At 36.9% G+C, this 16449-nt stretch carries 14 protein-coding genes and 1 pseudogene; 4 read left to right on the plus strand and 11 right to left on the minus strand.

All coding sequences use genetic code 11. The features are described from left to right. The coding region (locus XEN7305_RS26335; RefSeq protein WP_006507873.1) for a right-handed parallel beta-helix repeat-containing protein at positions 1 to 1361 on the minus strand (1361 nt) is incomplete at its 3' end. Positions 1362 to 2191: 830 nt separating this feature from the next. Beyond that, entirely contained in the window at positions 2192 to 3253 is a 1062-nt protein-coding gene (locus XEN7305_RS03090; protein ID WP_006507875.1) for a Gfo/Idh/MocA family protein, read from the minus strand. Positions 3254 to 3438: 185 nt separating this feature from the next. On the opposite strand from XEN7305_RS03090, the gene XEN7305_RS03095 reads away from it, so the two are divergent. Further along, positions 3439 to 4839, plus strand: coding sequence for a GMC oxidoreductase (locus XEN7305_RS03095; protein WP_006507876.1), 1401 nt, complete (start codon positions 3439 to 3441; stop codon positions 4837 to 4839). 31 nt (positions 4840 to 4870) lie between these two features. Next, entirely contained in the window at positions 4871 to 5968 is a 1098-nt protein-coding gene (locus XEN7305_RS03100; protein WP_006507877.1) for a hypothetical protein, read from the plus strand. A 62-nt stretch (positions 5969 to 6030) separates the two neighbouring features. On the opposite strand, the gene XEN7305_RS03105 is transcribed toward XEN7305_RS03100, so the two are convergent. From XEN7305_RS03105 to XEN7305_RS03120, 4 genes are all read right to left on the minus strand, one after another. Next, complete coding sequence (locus XEN7305_RS03105) at positions 6031 to 7203, minus strand: ferritin-like protein (RefSeq protein ID WP_006507878.1); 1173 nt, start codon at positions 7201 to 7203, stop codon at positions 6031 to 6033. Between the two features lie 31 nt (positions 7204 to 7234). Then, complete coding sequence (locus tag XEN7305_RS03110; RefSeq protein WP_006507879.1) at positions 7235 to 9118, minus strand: GMC family oxidoreductase; 1884 nt, start codon at positions 9116 to 9118, stop codon at positions 7235 to 7237. Between the two features lie 4 nt (positions 9119 to 9122). Continuing rightward, a complete protein-coding gene (locus XEN7305_RS03115; protein ID WP_006507880.1) occupies positions 9123 to 9605 on the minus strand; it encodes a hypothetical protein in 483 nt (160 codons plus the stop codon). A gap of 199 nt (positions 9606 to 9804) precedes the next feature. Continuing rightward, positions 9805 to 10689, minus strand: a complete 885-nt coding sequence (locus XEN7305_RS03120) for a LysR family transcriptional regulator (RefSeq protein ID WP_006507881.1) — start codon at positions 10687 to 10689, stop codon at positions 9805 to 9807. 304 nt (positions 10690 to 10993) lie between these two features. On the opposite strand from XEN7305_RS03120, the gene XEN7305_RS03130 reads away from it, so the two are divergent. After that, positions 10994 to 11695, plus strand: a complete 702-nt coding sequence (locus tag XEN7305_RS03130; protein WP_006507882.1) for a pirin family protein — start codon at positions 10994 to 10996, stop codon at positions 11693 to 11695. Between the two features lie 5 nt (positions 11696 to 11700). On the opposite strand, the gene XEN7305_RS30250 is transcribed toward XEN7305_RS03130, so the two are convergent. From XEN7305_RS30250 to XEN7305_RS03150, 5 genes and pseudogenes are all read right to left on the minus strand, one after another. After that, positions 11701 to 12012, minus strand: a complete 312-nt coding sequence (locus XEN7305_RS30250) for an RES family NAD+ phosphorylase (protein ID WP_083889291.1) — start codon at positions 12010 to 12012, stop codon at positions 11701 to 11703. A 205-nt stretch (positions 12013 to 12217) separates the two neighbouring features. Beyond that, positions 12218 to 12505, minus strand: coding sequence for a Txe/YoeB family addiction module toxin (locus tag XEN7305_RS03135; RefSeq protein WP_006507883.1), 288 nt, complete (start codon positions 12503 to 12505; stop codon positions 12218 to 12220). Continuing rightward, positions 12495 to 12791: a type II toxin-antitoxin system Phd/YefM family antitoxin gene (locus XEN7305_RS03140; RefSeq protein ID WP_006507884.1), complete on the minus strand. Its 297-nt coding sequence runs from the start codon at positions 12789 to 12791 to the stop codon at positions 12495 to 12497. The genes XEN7305_RS03135 and XEN7305_RS03140 overlap by 11 nt, the downstream gene beginning before the upstream one ends. Positions 12792 to 13029: 238 nt before the next feature. Beyond that, a pseudogene (locus XEN7305_RS30255) lies at positions 13030 to 13224 on the minus strand (NAD(P)/FAD-dependent oxidoreductase); the annotation flags it as partial. Between the two features lie 204 nt (positions 13225 to 13428). Next, positions 13429 to 15507 (minus strand): reverse transcriptase domain-containing protein, encoded by a 2079-nt coding sequence (locus XEN7305_RS03150; RefSeq protein ID WP_006507886.1) that lies wholly within the window; start codon positions 15505 to 15507, stop codon positions 13429 to 13431. A 238-nt stretch (positions 15508 to 15745) separates the two neighbouring features. Here XEN7305_RS03150 and XEN7305_RS03160 point away from each other — a divergent pair, with 238 nt between their 5' ends. Continuing rightward, the gene (locus XEN7305_RS03160; protein WP_006507888.1) at positions 15746 to 16342 is read left to right on the plus strand and encodes a hypothetical protein; all 597 of its coding nucleotides are present in this window, start codon (positions 15746 to 15748) and stop codon (positions 16340 to 16342) included. The last annotated feature ends 107 nt before the right edge of the window (positions 16343 to 16449 follow it).

Consider the following 16449-nt stretch of genomic DNA (forward strand, 5'->3'; position numbering starts at 1 on the left):
CCTTCAAGATAGTCATGACCATTTTGACCAACCAGAATGTCAACTCCTGCTCCGCCATAGATACTGTCATTGCCATCATTGCCAACTAATCGATCATCATCAGCGTTACCAAAGAGTTGATCATTCCCGGCTCCACCATAGAGAGTATCGTTGCCATCGCCCCCTTCCAGATAATCGTTATCGACTCCGCCAAACAGCTCATCATCACCAGCACCACCACTAAGGGTATTCTCTCCGCCATCACCGAAGAGTCTGTCATGACCCGCTTCGCCCAGCAGAACATCAATGCCATCTCGACCACGGAGAGTGTCATTGCCATTGCCTCCTGCGATACGGTCTATGCCTGCAGTGCCTTCTAGGTAGTCATCTCCTGAGGTTCCTTCGATTATTTGAGATAAGCTAAGAGGATTGGCACTCGTGCCAAATAAATCTCCTGGTTCTGTAAAGGGATTAATACCAGTAATACCTGTGATGTCGCCAATAAAATTGTAACCATCGCTAATTATTACAGAACCAGATATATCGGGTTGACGCTCACTATATGGCGAACTATCGTCAAAATTATCAACAACAATGCTATTACTAATACCCCAACGATTTTCAGAACTCACAGCACCACCACCTTTATTGTTTGTAATCTGACTATTGCTAATGGTGCTATTAGATCGGAAGGCGTCAATACCTGCTCCTGTATTGCCTGAAATAAGACTATTATTTACCTCAAAACTGGATCTGAAAGCAGAAATTCCACTGTCTATATTGTCGGAAATTATGCTGTCGGACAATTTGAGTCCGTCGCTGTCTGCAAAGTAAAGACTAATGCCTCTGCCTATATTTCCAGAAATTGTGCTTTGTATTACTTCAATTGTTCCTCCAGTAGCGCTTATTCCACCACTATCATTCTCAGAAATAAGGCTATTAACTATTTCCAGATTACCCCCTAGAGAAGTTATTCCAGAGCTTGCATTATCTGAAATATTGCTATTGAGTACAGTCAAGTTTTCGAAATTGACAATTCCACCTCCACCAACAGAACCAGGGGAATTAATTGGCACCCCCTCAGTAATTGTCAACCCATCAAGGGTCACATCAATTTGATCAACACTACTTTCCCCATCATCGATCAAGAAGACACGTGAAGCATTGTTGCCACTGACAGTCAGCAGATTGGCGCCCAGACCATTAATAGTCAGGCCATCGGTAATCTGTAATTCCCCACTGGTTAAAGTGATTTGCTGTCCGCTTAAACTATTATCGAATTCAATTGTATCCAGACCAATTGCCGCATTAGCATCAGCGATCGCTTGTCTTAAAGATCCAACACCGTTGTCATTGTTATTATTGACAGTAAAACTAGCCATGAATTCCCCCTTCCTAAAGAATTCCTGAGAAGTAATTTTGCCATACCAAAGAATTGATTTACACTTCAGATAATAGTTTGCCAAAATCTCTAACTTTTTGAAAATAAATGATTCTCAAACTATTATCCAGGCTCTGCCAGAAATCCCCTTGGATTAATACAATATTATTTATATGATTCTTACCTACATTATAGATAACAATCATACTCTTTACCTTTAACAATTATTACGTCTTTAATAATAAAAAATGCACGGCATTCTGATTACTAATGTAGTTAGATATAAGATGTCTACTTTTAATATCTATAGCGCTACGCGCAAGTCAAGAGTCAAAAGTCAAAAGTCAAAAATTTACTAATCATAAGTTTCAACATTTACTAATGTCCCAACCAAATTATGTAGTGCTATAAGTTAAAAATACATTCAGGAGTAAAAATATTTATCTTTTGATCAATTGCTTTTAATAATTAATAATAATTGAATTAAATAATTACTATTGTATTTTTAAATGTTTATTAGACATTACAAAAAAACAGCGACCACAAAAAAACGTGATCTCGAAACAAAAATTAAGCCAAAAAATTTCAATTAGCCACAACCCAAGGTTAACTTGATTTCCTCTTTGGGGAAACACCAGAAGGCAATGATACCCAATTCTTCGTGCCACCTTAATTTGATTATGAAGAGTCAAAATTCAGGATTAAGTCGAACCAAAGACTTTTAAATCCCAACCATATTATAAATAAAAAATATACCAATTAACGAAATTACTTATGTAATTTTAACGGTATTACCCAACTGATAACTGTTAACTGATCACTGTTAACTGATCACTGATAACTGTAATTGAGTGTTTGATGTTGCAATTCTGAAGGATGCCAAACCTTACCATCAAGAGCCATCTCTTCGATTAGAGTAGCTAAGCGCAAAGCTTGAATACCTTGTTTCCCTCCGACATAGGGACATTCCCCACCACGAATACAACTGACAAAATGCTCTAACTCGGCATAAAGAGGTTCAATATTACTTGTATAAACCTTCTCAATTATGCCATCTTGACGATAAAGTTGATGATGATTGTTGCTGGTTAAATTTCCTGTGGGATAGCGATGAACCGCAATATCATTATTCAGAAAATCTGTTTCGATAAAAGAATTTTTACAGTGAGCTGTCAAAGTACGAATTTTATTATGGGTTATCTTAGAAGCTGCTAAAGTAGCCACTACGCCATTAGCAAAACCCAAAGTTGCTGTCACATAGTCAAGATAACCAGCATCAGAAGCACTACTACCACTAGCCGTCAATTTAACCACTGGCGATGCCGTTAGTTCCAGCAAAAGATCAATATCATGAATCATGAGATCTAAGACCACAGAAACATCATTAGCCCTTTGAGAATAAGGACTCATCCGACGAGCTTCAATGGCGAGAATTTCTTCAGTTTGACAAACCTTGCTAAGTTCGACAAATGCGGGATTAAATCTTTCGATATGACCAATTTGGAGGATACAGTTGGATTCAGCTGCGGCATTAACCAAAGATTCTGCCTCAGAAATTGAGGCGGCGATCGGTTTTTCTAATAAAATATGAACTCCTGCTTGGAGACAATCTATTCCCACCTGATGATGTAACTTAGTGGGCACCGCAATACAAACGGCATCCACATGGGGCAGTAAGTCTAAATAATTTTCATAAAAACGGGTTCGGTAGCGGGCGGCAATTTCCAAACCTCTTTCTACGTTGGGATCAGCAACTCCAGCTAACTCAGTATCCTTAAGCAAACTAAGTATCCGTGCATGATGTCTTCCCATATTACCCACGCCAATAACCCCAATACGGAGTGGCTGAGAGGGTGTTTTAGACTCTGAAAATTGAGAAAAATTGGATTTCACTGAAATAACTCCTACACCACAAAGGGGTTAATTAACAAAATAGTAGACGAGCAAGTTAAAGTCTAATACCCTCGTTATGATTCAGATAGTACCATAAGAATCAATAAGCTATGAGTGTTAAGTAGTGCCAGTTCAATTAAAACGGAAGTAGAGAATCAAAAATATCTCAGAAACCAGAGGTAACAATGGCAAAGATAACCCGATGCGAAGATGCTCGAAAATATGATTTTATCGTGGTAGGTTCTGGGAATGGAGCTTGTGCTTTTCTCCGTCAATATTTGGCTTGTTCCTCAGGGGGTAAGATTTTGGTTTTGGAAGAGGGAGATAATTTCTTTGAAACCAGTGAAATTACCCATCAAAGAAACTGGACACAGTCCTATGCAGAAGGCAATATCTTTAAGCTTCATACTGCTCAAACCTCTGATGAAATTCCGATTCTTTCCGGTCGAGCCTGTACTATGGGTGGCGGTGGCTCGATAAATTACACCATGATTTTTGAATCATCGGACTGGTTAACCAAAAATCTAGGTCATGACCAGGCTTATTGGGATGCTAGGAAAGAAGAGTTGGCCCGCTCTTTTGAGCGTAAAGATCCCACGACAAATCTAACTGCTGTAGCTAGACATGTGAAGAAAAAGTTGGAAGAATTGGATTTTTCGGTTAACAAAGAAAATAATATGGAGATTGGTAAACATGTTAACGATCATATTCTTTTGCCCTTTGGGATTTATTTGCTTCCCCAAACTCTCCAGGTGACATTGAAAGATCAATATGTTTCTTTATTTGCCACGACGGAGGAATTTGCTGATGATAATAGTCAAGGAGAGCCCACAATTTGCAATTTTGATTTCTTCTCTGGGGAATTGGGTGTTCTTCTTTATTTGATATCTCATTTGTTTTTAGCTTTTTGGGTTCCTAATTGGTTAAAGTTTTGGATGATTAGAAAACCGGGAGTCTTTAACTGTCTGAAACGGGTGAGCAGAACTCTTGTGAGAATTTTGAATGCTTTGGATGATATTTTATGGTCGATTGTAAATCCTTTCAAGATGGGGAAACACCAATGGAATCTGATTTCTGCGATCGTGAAATTTAATATTGCGCGCGAAGGTTATTATGAGCCACAACCAGTTTGTCTAGTTAACGAAAACAAAAAAACCAAACTTTATCAAATTGTCCTCCGCTGTTTTGAAGATAAATCTCGAAAAAATGATCCTGACTTTCGGGTAGCAGAAACTGCGATCGCAAAGCAAATCCCCCTAATGGAATCTTTGGGAGAAAAACCTCATCCGATCTTTCAATTTTTGATTCGTCTCTTAACCAGAATGCCTTACAAGGTAGAGCAAATTCCCAACTATATTAATCACTACAGTCGCTATGACCTACTGACGGAACAACATTTATCAGGAGGTTGTGTGTTTGGCAAGGCTTTAGATTTAGGTCTGCGCTCGCCTAAGGATACCGGCAAAGTATTAGGTAGCCAGAATATCTATGTGGCAGATCTTTCTGCATCACCTCTGCCTCGGGTAAGTCCGCAGATGACAGCTTATTTGATTGGTCATCATGTGGCAACTCAAATTACCAAATAAGAGAGTATTAAAGTCGGGGAAATTAACTATCATGACTGAAGAAATAGAACCTCAAGAATATGGGGTAACTCCTGCATTATTTCTGGAGTGGAGAACACCTCGTTTTGGAGACCAAAATCCGACAAAAATTCAATCTCAAGTTTGGGAATGGTTAGTGCATTCTAAGCTAAGTGGTTATCAGTCAACTCAAAAATTAAATGGCCCATCAGCATTTGATGCTGGAGCAACCTGGAGTTTTGATCGTTTTGGGCAATCCGTTACAGAATTACCTGATGGACGAATAATTTACATTGCGGGAGAACATGAAGACTACTACGATCCAGATTTCTATATTTACAATGATGTGGTCGTTGTCAATCCTGATGATTCTGTGGAGTTTTATTGTTATTCAAAAGATGAATTTCCCCCGACAGATTTTCATTCAGCTACTTTATTGGGGAACAAAATAATTATCATTGGCAATCTGGGATATTATGAAGAGCGAAATCAAAGTAACACTCAAATATATTTACTAAATCTCGACAACTTCAAAATCGAGAAAGTGAATTCGTCCGGTAATTCTCCAGGATGGATTCATGGGCACAGAGCAGTACTGAGTGCTGATCGAAAATTCATTACAGTAACCAAGGGAAAAATTGATTTAGGGCAAGAATTTTCCTTGAGAGAAAATATCGATGATTGGCAGTTAGATCTCCAAGACTGGCATTGGCAGCGCCTTACCGAGAGAAACTGGGCAAGATGGGAAATTAAACGTCGCGATCGCAAGCATAATCATCTTTGGGATCTCAGACAAGCTTTATGGTCTCTGGAAGTCAAATGGGAAGAGCATTACCAACAGGATTTAAAAAATCTAGAAAAAGAACTTGGCTATCGACCCGATGTTAATTTGATCAAAGATATCTATTCTTTTGGCTTCCCCTGCGAACAATTACCCCAAGATGAGGATGAATATAATGTCTTCCGCATCAAAATAGATGGAGTGACCGTCAGATTTGTTGAAGAAAGATATTCTGTTCAAGCTACTGTCGAAGGAGAACTTCCCGATGAAAAAATTGTCGAGCTTCAAAATAGGACATTAAGCAAAATTTCGCTTTTAGAAAACACTATTTGCGATCTAGAAGTTTATTAAGATTGACTTTACTTATTACTCATTACTCATTACTTATTACTCATTACTTCCGCGCAGCGACACTAGCTCAAAAATTCAAAGGTAGGGCCTGCATTCACATTTTTACAAGGGATAGGGTTTCTCATAAGTTCTACAGCTTTATACTGGAGCTGATACATCTGACTAACGGCTTTGAGCAATTCATTTTGCTGGCCGGTAAAAGCACTTTGTAAACCATCTAAAAGATTTTTATAAATTTGATTAAACTCATTAGATAGGTTTTTGAGATCTTCTGACCCAAAATCTTCCGTTTGAGGATTGATGCCCATATTGTATACCTGGTCATATTTAATAGACATTCTGGTTCCCTGGGGTGGCTCTTTGGGGTCTATTTGAGAAGTCGCATAACGCTGTTCTTCATAAATTTCATTAAATTTGAAATAATGCGCGAGTTCTCGAATCTGATCAAATTCTGTATCGTCAGAATCATAGATTGTCATTTCCGAGCCTTCCCCTTGACTTAAAATTACCTCGATCGCATCTTTTGCCTCTTGAAGATTATGTACGGCAATCACTTTGCCGCCGCCACCGTAATAGTAATTAGAATCTATCTGCAAATTACTATTGCCCGTGAAAATAGTACTACCTTCTGCTTGCGCTGTTTCTTCTAGTCTCTCCATCAAATCAACGATCGCATGATAAAACTGTCCAATAGTTGCATAACCATCTAATCTTGGGGGCGTATCTTCTGGGGTCGGTTGTTCAATTCTGAGAAAAGTGCGGAGCGCTGATTTGTCAAATTTACTAAGATCTACTGAGAATAACCCCGCACTATCTGGCAAAACAGTGGGATATTCTGGTACATATTGTTGGGTATTGATCTTCACTTCTCCTCCAGTCGCATTGAGGACATTGCCTACCAATGTGAAATGGAGCATTTCTTCCATCATCACAGTGCGAATGGTAGAAGCGACTTCAGCATTATCACCATATTTTTCCTTGTAGTCTGCTTTGGTAGCGTCTCCAACTTTAATAGAATATAAGGCGCATAAATAGGGAGGAATTGTCGATAATTCCAGCATCATGGCAATCCGCAAATGTTCATGTAAATTGTCAATATTGACTTCCTTGTTTGCAGCACAACTGCACAGGCACTGCATCATTTTAGTCTGTAACAGAGCTGGCTCTTGTTTGATTTCTTTGACTGTAGGTTCTAAGAGCTGGAGATGATAGGGAATAGTTTTTTGATTAGTCATAATATGGAGCTTTGAAATTTTTTGACTTTGTTCACTGAAACTCTGTGATGATTGCATCTGCGGTCTTAAATGCTAGTGCCGCCATTGTTAAGGTCGGATTAGAAGTTGCCAAGGTCGGAAAACTGCCACAACCAGCAACAAATAGATTGGGATGTTCATGTGATCGCTGATTCTCATCAACCACTGAATTATATTGATCGGTTCCCATGCGATGACAACCCACTACATGACCAGCACCATTAAAGGTTCCTCTGAAGATTGTTTCTTTGTTGCATTCATCTGTATATTGATATTCAAAATAACCAGGATCGGATTCTTTATAACTCGTTTTTGAGGTAATCCCCAAGTGGTTAAATACCAGATCGGAGAATTTTGCAGCTGCTACTGCTCCTTTTTTCTCATAATCATTGAGTTCGTAATGAATAATCGGACGGTAATTTCCTAGATCATCTTTGTAATTTTCATTGATCGTGATGTAATTTTTATCCGAAGGCAGTTGCTCCATTTCCCAACCTATTCTGAATTGTCGGCTGGTTTGGTCTTTAATATATTCGATTAATTCGTCGCCAAACAAACCCTCAGTTAACTCCTCTGCATTACCATCAACAGCATTTTTTAATGTACTTTCTGGCGTATTTTGCGGCCAATTCCATCCCCAATTGCCAATTTCAACTCTGAAGGCAGAACGATTTTTGCGGAAATTGCCATCTCGGGTTAATGGCATCCCAGAGGTAGAACCAGGCCCGCGATAGGCTCCAATGTCTTGAGGGAAAAGTCCCCAGGTGAGCATCACCAAATGATCCATCAAGTTTTTGCCCACCTGACCACTAGTAGTACAGGCTTTTGAAGCTAAGAGGATCTTGGCATTTTCTATGGCATTGGCCGCCAAGATGACAATCTTCCCTTGCACTACATGGGATTGAATATTTGCACGCTGCTTATCAGCAGTATATTCATAGGTTTTGTAATGAACCTTGGTTACTTTATGTGTCGAAGGATCAATTTCAATAGTAGAGACAGGAGATTGATTTAGGACTATTACTTTAGAATTAGTATTCTTTAAAGCCGCATCCAAAGTTTTAATAGCATTATATTTCGCTTGAACTGGGCAGATAGGAACACAATTAGAATTACCTTCACAGCGTTGACCTAGCTCTGGCGCTCCGACAGCCCCTATCGGTGTAAATCCAGTAATTTTCCTTGTTTCCTCATTACGGTATTGAGGATTGGGCATACCATTCCTGCCTTGTGGAGTACTGATTACTTTTACTGGATATTCCTGACCCTCAAAATCGATCTTTAATCCTTTTAGACCCTCAGACATTTGTTGATCGAGATAACTTTGAGGAATCTTGTGCATCGGAAATACATAATCATCCTGAAAATGAATACCGAGAATAGCCTGTTCCTCTACTTCCGCTGAAACTCCAATTTCAAATTCGGCACGACGATAATAAGGTTGCAAGTCTTCATAACTTATGGGCCAATCCACTCCCTGCCCATAGACTGTTTTTAACTTAAAATCATTGGGACACATTCGGAGGGTCGTCCCCAGCCAATGCAGGGTTGTGCCGCCGATATTCCGATTATAGTTACTTAGAAATGGATAGGGGCCTTCTTGTACAAAATATCCCTTAGTGATGGGTCCATGTTCCTGAATATTACTGACATCAAGTACGCTGGGTGATGGTGCAAACCGAGAATCGGAATAGGGAGAGTTCGGGGTTTTGGCGATCGCATTGTAATACTGATCGTTATAGAGCTCATAATCACTAAAATCAGAGCTGTTACCCATCCCCGCTTCTAGAATCAGAATCTCCAGCCCGTGACATTTTTTGCTGAGTTCTTTAGCTATGATTGATCCAGTAATTCCGGCTCCGACAATTACTACATCAAACTCTTTTTCGTTTTGCATAGAATTAGTTGGTTACTGTTGATTGAGGAGGAAAAGCCCAGGTACCATATCCTGGTTGTTTGGCTGATTTGGGATGTCTTTCCATGGCTGCCCAAACCAAACCTTCTATATAAGAATTAGCAGAGAGAACTTTAGTTATATCCGCGGTGCTATTGACATAATTTTCTCGCCAATAGTCTGGCATCTGATACCAGTTACCCATGTACCACATTTTGATAATGTTTTTACATATCGGCCCCCATTTACCATCGTCAAACATCTTTTGTCTGATTAGTGATTTGAGGTGCTCATAAGGTGGCTTGTTTGATTGTTCGACTAGAGACTCAAACTCGACTAGTAATTCAGTGATCAGATCAGTTCCTAAAATTTCATTTAAGGTGGCAAAGTAGAAATCACCTTGACCTGTGGCATAAAGTCTAATCCGTTTATAACCTGTCAGAACTTCAGAAAGATCATAAAAGAAGTCAATTCTATCAGAATCATTCATTTTAGATTAGGTATGTATTGATGATAATTAAACTAGATCATCTATGTTTCTTCCCTGATCACTATACTATCGAAGCATTCTACTATTCCTTTTGCGATCGCGTTACTTAATCTTTTTTATTCCTAGCTAATTGTCCAAAGAATTATGAAATAGCAGAAGTCTTGATTTTTTTGTGATCCCATTTTTAATAAAGAATGAATTAAGCAAAACTATCTTTAAGAAATTGAGTGAATAATTGAACCTTTGTGGCGAGATGCCGATTCAGAGGATACAAAATAGATAAATTTAAGCCCAAAGTCTGATACTCAGGTAAAACTGATTGCAATTCTCCCTTGGCTAATGCTGAATCGACAATAAAATTGGGCAATATGATAATTCCCAAGCCATTAATCGCGGCATCTCTTAACACTTCCCCATTATTGGCACAAAATACTGGCGTGATCGCAATATTTTCTCTTACTCCATTTTTAATTACTATCCACTGGCAACCCGACGCTGAATAACCATAGTGAAGACAATTATGATGTTTTAAATCTTGAGGAGATTGGGGAATTCCTCTCGCGTCAAGATAGCGAGGCGCTGCACACAAGAAACGAGAAAAGGTTTTAATTGGATTAACCACTAAGTTAGGTGATTGCGGCGGTTCCCCAATTCTGATGTTGAGATCATAACCTTCAGATATTGGATCAACAAAGCGATCTTCTAAGGTTAGTTGAATTTTTATCTCAGGATAAAGACCCATAAATTCGGCAATTTTTGAACCGAAAACAGAAATACCAAAAGACATCGGAGCGTTAATTTTAAGAATTCCTCTTGGTTGCTGGCTTTGTTGTGCGATCGCCAATTCTGCTTCTTCCAAGCTACTTAAAATATCAATGCATCGTTCATAAAAAGCTCGACCATTATCTGTTGGGGTGACTTTGCGAGTAGTGCGATAAAACAACTGCACTCCTAAATGATTTTCTAGGTTGATCACAAACTTATTTACCTGCGATCGCGATAGTTGCAGTTTTCGGGCAGCCGCTGCAAAACCCCCTGATTCAACTACAGCAGTGAAGGCTTTCAGACTAGCAAATTTATCCATGGATTTGTCATCAAAATAGAAACAATTTGTCCACAAAATATCATATTGTCTTTTCTATAGAATTAATCGATAATGTAATCAAGAATAAACGAAGGCAGAAGAATGAAGGCAGAGGGCAGAAGTTCTCTTGTTCAGAAGGTGTTTTGACCCCTCCCGAACCCCGTTTCTTCCTAAAAGAAGAGGTCTTAAACCAAAGTGGGAAGGAAGAAGTAGATTTAAACCTTCTGCCATCTGCCCTCTGCCGTCTGCCTTCAAGGGCAAAGCCCGATAAAATAATTCTGAATTGGGATAGGAGGCGCAAATTATGATTACCATCCGTCCAGCGCAAGAAAGAGGTCGTGCTAACTTTGGTTGGCTCGATAGTAAACATACCTTTTCTTTTGGTAGTTATTACGATCCGAATCACATGGGATTTAGTAATTTAAGGGTCATTAACGAAGATAAAGTCCAACCTTCTCAAGGCTTTGGTACTCACAGCCATCAAAACATGGAAATTATCTCCTATGTATTGTCGGGAGAATTAGAGCATAAAGACAGTGTTGGGAATAGTTCGGTGATTCGTCCGGGAGATGTGCAAAGGATGTCTGCGGGAACAGGAATTGCCCATAGTGAGTTTAATGCTTCTGATGCTGAACCAGTTCATTTTCTGCAAATTTGGATTCAACCAGGGCAAAAAGGAATTAAACCTAGCTATGAACAGAAAAATTTTTCTGAAGCGGAAAAACAAGGAAAATTCAAACTTGTTGCTTCACCTGATGGTAGAGAAGATTCGGTGACAATTCATCAGGATGCTAATCTCTATGCTACTGTTTTGCATCAAGGCGATCGCGTAACCTATAATGCCGATAACGATAGGTCTTTATGGTTGCAAGTAGTCAGAGGTTCGGCAAAAATCAATGGTCAAACTCTTGAGACTGGTGATGGTGCCGCAATTACTCAAGAAGGCGAGCTAGAGCTAGTCGCGATCGCTGACAATACAGAAATCTTACTGTTCGATTTAGCCTAGAATGTTCATTTTAAGCCATATTGATATTCATCTAAAATGTTAGCCAAACTCTCTAAATATTCATCACTCAGAAAATCATAAGTATTTATTACTTGTAATATTGAGTGAGTTGGTAGTTGATAGAGTGCTAGACAAAAACGTGACGGATCATGTCGAGAACGATAATAGATTCCATCAGGACTACTAGGATGATCTTGTAAAGCTTGAGGCCATTGTTGGGCAATTGTATAATCTCCAGTTAACAGTCTGGCATCAGCATCTAATAAAGTTAATCCCCTACCTGTTAAATCTACTAAAGATAGACTTTGGTTCGCGATAGCTGGTTTTGATTATCTTGCGAATGGCTTTTTGGGTGGATTTGGGAGCTTTAGCAACTTCCTTTTCTAGAGCATTAGTCATGGGACGCACCCTGAAAATATGATTTTTTATTTACGCAGTATTTTAATTGTAAGCAAAAAACTTCGTAAATTTATGATGCAAGCGATCACATTTAAACAAATACGGGTTCTTGTACTGAATCTTTTAGTAATGATAGCGACATTGTAGAAAAATTAATTTGTCATCGCTTATTTGATATACAAGTCGATGTTCTTGAGTAATTCTTCTTGACCAACGAGATCCAGGTAAGTATTTGAGTTTTTCTGGTTTCCCAATTCCTTTGATCGGATCTGCAATGGTTGCTTCGACTAAATCTAAAACACGATCCCGCAGGGATCTGCTTCGCAGGCCGCATATTTTCCGATCCTTTCTAGCCCACCAACGTAAATCATCTCGAAACTGAGCATCAAAAATAACAACTCTATCGTTCAATACCCAACTCCTGACAAAGTTCGGCTAGGCTTTCTGATTTTGACTCTGGTTGATTCTCGATCACATTTGCCCTTTCCATAGCGGTAATAAGTTTTTGGGCATTGGCAGGAGATCTAAAAAGATGTAGGGTTTCTAGGATATTGGAAAGTTCATCAGCAGCTAAAATTGCCACGTCTTCTTTTCCTTGTCGAGTGACAATTATGACATTTCGATCCGCGATCGCCTCATCAAGTATTGAGGCTAAATTCTGACGTAGATTGGTGTAGTTTGTTTGTTTGGTTAGCATCTCATGAAGTACATATATCTGTACTCAAGATAGCAAATAATTCAAGTAAATGAAAAACAAACCATTATCTGAATTTCTTATTTTTACTTAAATGCGATCGCTTCATCCAATATTGAGGCTAAATTCTGACGCAGATTAGTGTAATTTGTTTGTTTCGTTAGCATCTTGTTAAGTACATACATCTGTACTCAAGATAGCAAATTAAAACCAAATATTCTCCAAGAATTCACGGAATCTTCTACACAGAGACTGGTTCTGTACCTAGCTTTTGGGGAGGCTCTATTTCTAGTTGTGCAGGTGTTTTGGTAATTAGACGTGCTCCCCTGCCCAAAGTGATATAGTTCCAAGCCCACTGAATCATCACTACTAGTTTGTTATCAAATTCTATTAAGTAGTAGATATGGGCAAATGCCCAGATAATCCAAGCGATCAAATTATATCTTGAGCCTAGTGAGTTGAAAGAATTTGTTTAAAGAAGACAACAGCAAGAAATTATTGAATTATTTGGCAATTTTCCCTGTGATGAAGGTTCTGATTACAAAAAAGGGCGTAAATGAATAGTGTTATTGTTGATAGTTGTATTTGGTCGCTTGCTTTTAGATTAATTTGCATTAAATTCTCCGCAAAAACTATTTCTTTAAATAAATTTGTAAGAGCATATTTCCTTTAAAGCTATTACCTCATAATTTATAAGATTATTAAGTTCATTTATCTTTATTTTTGTCCTTATGTTTCCAAATTTATCGTACACATGAGCTTCTGATTTTTGATTTCTAGTGTCGTTGATTAAAGCAAAATATTGGTTGGTAATTGGGAAATGACGTTGAATACAATCAGATTTCAAATTTACTCCATATTCTTGACTAGCTTTAGTTATAGGTAGCATAAGACAAATCCTATCAAAAATTAACTCATTAAAAAGATTTAAGTTTAAGAGTGATTTAGATGGATCAACTTCTTTAAATTCAAAAAATGTAGCAAATACACTGCGCAGTTCATTGTACAATTCGATATCACTCCATATCCCATCATTAAAGAATTTACGAGAATCATTGATTAAAAGTTTATTTATCAAAGTGTGATTAATATAATCTACTTTATCCTTCGATCGTATTGTTTTTATATATTCGTTTGCTTTAGATAAATCATATTCATTTAGAAAATCAAAAGCTATATTGTAAAAATCTAAATACAATCCCTGTAAGCTAGTCAATGTATCGCTACTTTTTAGCAAGTCATTGATAAATATCTTGTGATAATATCTATCTTTAATCTTAGAATAATTAATTTTATTTAATTCTCTATTAATAAAGTAATTGTTATCGTTTAATTTTAAAATCAATTCACTTTTGTTATTTTTATCTAACCAAGCAATCATATAGTATTTTACTAGCCAATGTCTATGCTTTTTCTGCATGTATTTATTATAAAGACTAGGAATAAATTCTATATCTGGGAAAAATTTTAAAATCAGAGCCACAACATGATGAAATAGAATATCTTTTTTAGTTAAAATATTGGCTAGCCATATTCTAACTTCTTGATCTTGATAAAAGTGTCTACGTAGATAGTATAGTATTGATTCATAATGAATATAAATTTCTTCACAATTATCTAGTATTACTTTTTTTATCTCTTTATCGTGGTTAAGTTTATATAATGCAAACTTAATTATTGTTTTATCTAAATATTCCTCGTTGCTATTTTTATCAAAACAGTCAATAAATCTTCGTTTCAATTTTTTATGAGTTTTAGCTTTCAAGCTTCCTTTTTTTTTCTTAAATTCTTTAGTAATCAGTGACAATTTACTTTTTTGATGTTTAATAACTTCATCTAAATTATTAATTTTGGTAACCGTTATTTTATTACTTTGAGGAATTAATCCTAAATCTCTTGCCAGTAAATCTAAATAAGCAATTGCTCTTCTACCTGTTGCATCATCTCTCGTAAAAATTCTTATATCATCAACGTATCTTATGTATTTCAAATCCAGTTTGTTATTACTAAATTCTAAATCTAAATGAAGCAAATACAAATCGGCTAAAAAAGCTGATGCAATTGGCCCCTGTGGTATTCCATTTTTCCTTATAAATGTTTTATGATTGAAATCAGCAGTCCATGACTGAAGTAAATCTATTAAAAAAATTACTAATAAATCATCTATTTTATGAGTCTTTTTAAGAAGTTGACTTAAAATATTATGATCTATAGTATCGAAAAAAGATGCAATATCAAATTCTGATAAAAATTGATATCCAGATTGATAACAATCTTTGGTTTTTTCTTCAAATTTTTTCCATTGTTTTTTCCAAGGTTTAAAGAAGAATATTCTATCTTTTTCTGAAGCATGAGAAGTATAATAATAATTACCAAATATAATATTGTTATAGTATGGAAAAATATCATTAGAAATACTATCTGAAATAATATTTATTATTGCTTGATAAACTAATAAATCTTTAAAATGCAATAAAGATAATGGTCTAACTAAATTATTTTTCTTTGGAATAAAAATTTTATGTGATTTTTGTGGTTTAAATATTTTTTGTTTGATTTCATTGATAAGACTTTCCAGATTATTATCTAAACATAATCCAAATATGTGAGTATCCTCATAATACAAATCTTTATACAAATCTCTTTGAGAAGTTTGTAATCTTTTAAATGCCAATTTAAAATTATTAATTCTTAAAAAAAGATCAAAGTGATTAGTCATTTTTAATATGAATGTTTGTATGTAGTTAATTTTCTTTCTTAAATGAAATATTAACTACAGTTAGAATTCCCAAAAATAATTTACTAATCACAAATTGATTGATTACAAAACATGTTAAGAATAAAGTTTCAATTTCAGTTTTGCTATTTCTAGATCGTTGGTTGGAACCACAAATATTAAATCTAGTAATATGGAATTTTAAATTAGTTTTTCTCCAAAACTGTAACATTTACATCCTTTGTTTCTCAAGTTAATCGACGGCGATATTTATGTTAGAGTGCGAGCGGCCTATCCTAGTTGGTTTCTTGCCCATCTTTGCTCGGAGATTACTTGGTTAGTCAGATCTTTCTGGAAAGGTTTAGATCCCAGACTTTATATCCCTTGCCCTACCAAGAATTGCCAAGGATTAATCGAGCGGGATGAGATTATGGAGTTTAAAGAACAAGGAATACCGAAAGTGCGTTGTTCCGTCTGTCGCAAGTTTCATAATATCGATTCTTTGATGGCAACTGTCACAGCTAAACCCGAATGGCAAAATGCCGTTACCGAACTCAAACAAGGACAACAACAAATATTAAGTGCCTTTGAGACCAATTTTGATTCCTTGAGCGTACAACTAAGAACATTAATGAGTCAGGCTGACGAACAATATCAAGCCTTGTTAACCACTCTCACCGATCCTGCCAAAGATGGGCCTCGTTTATTTAGTATTGAACCATGCGATCGCAGTAATTTTAATCCTAGAAAATGGACATCCGAGAAATTCCGTATCACTTTATGGTGTGAACATAAACGTGTTCCTTTACCTGTGCTGAATGGTGAAAGTGAATATTAAAAGCTGGGCGTTGCTGATTTAAAACATGAAAGAATTTTGGACTAATCTTCTTTGCTTCTTTCTTTGCGTCTTTGCGCCTTTGCGCGAAACGAATTCATATCTGGATT

The sequence above is a fragment of the Xenococcus sp. PCC 7305 genome (assembly GCF_000332055.1).
Classification (GTDB): Bacteria; Cyanobacteriota; Cyanobacteriia; order Cyanobacteriales; family Xenococcaceae; genus Xenococcus.

Excerpts from the sequence above, each read along its gene's own strand:
- XEN7305_RS03095 (WP_006507876.1), top strand. The coding sequence starts at position 3,439 with ATGGCAAAGATAACCCGATGCGAAGATGCTCGAAAATATGATTTTATC.
- XEN7305_RS03130 (WP_006507882.1), top strand. The coding sequence starts at position 10,994 with ATGATTACCATCCGTCCAGCGCAAGAAAGAGGTCGTGCTAACTTTGGT.
- XEN7305_RS03120 (WP_006507881.1), bottom strand. The coding sequence starts at position 10,689 with ATGGATAAATTTGCTAGTCTGAAAGCCTTCACTGCTGTAGTTGAATCA.
- XEN7305_RS03110 (WP_006507879.1), bottom strand. The coding sequence starts at position 9,118 with ATGCAAAACGAAAAAGAGTTTGATGTAGTAATTGTCGGAGCCGGAATT.
- XEN7305_RS03115 (WP_006507880.1), bottom strand. The coding sequence starts at position 9,605 with ATGAATGATTCTGATAGAATTGACTTCTTTTATGATCTTTCTGAAGTT.
- XEN7305_RS03140 (WP_006507884.1), bottom strand. The coding sequence starts at position 12,791 with ATGCTAACCAAACAAACAAACTACACCAATCTACGTCAGAATTTAGCC.
- XEN7305_RS03105 (WP_006507878.1), bottom strand. The coding sequence starts at position 7,203 with ATGACTAATCAAAAAACTATTCCCTATCATCTCCAGCTCTTAGAACCT.
- XEN7305_RS03100 (WP_006507877.1), top strand. The coding sequence starts at position 4,871 with ATGACTGAAGAAATAGAACCTCAAGAATATGGGGTAACTCCTGCATTA.
- XEN7305_RS03150 (WP_006507886.1), bottom strand. The coding sequence starts at position 15,507 with ATGACTAATCACTTTGATCTTTTTTTAAGAATTAATAATTTTAAATTG.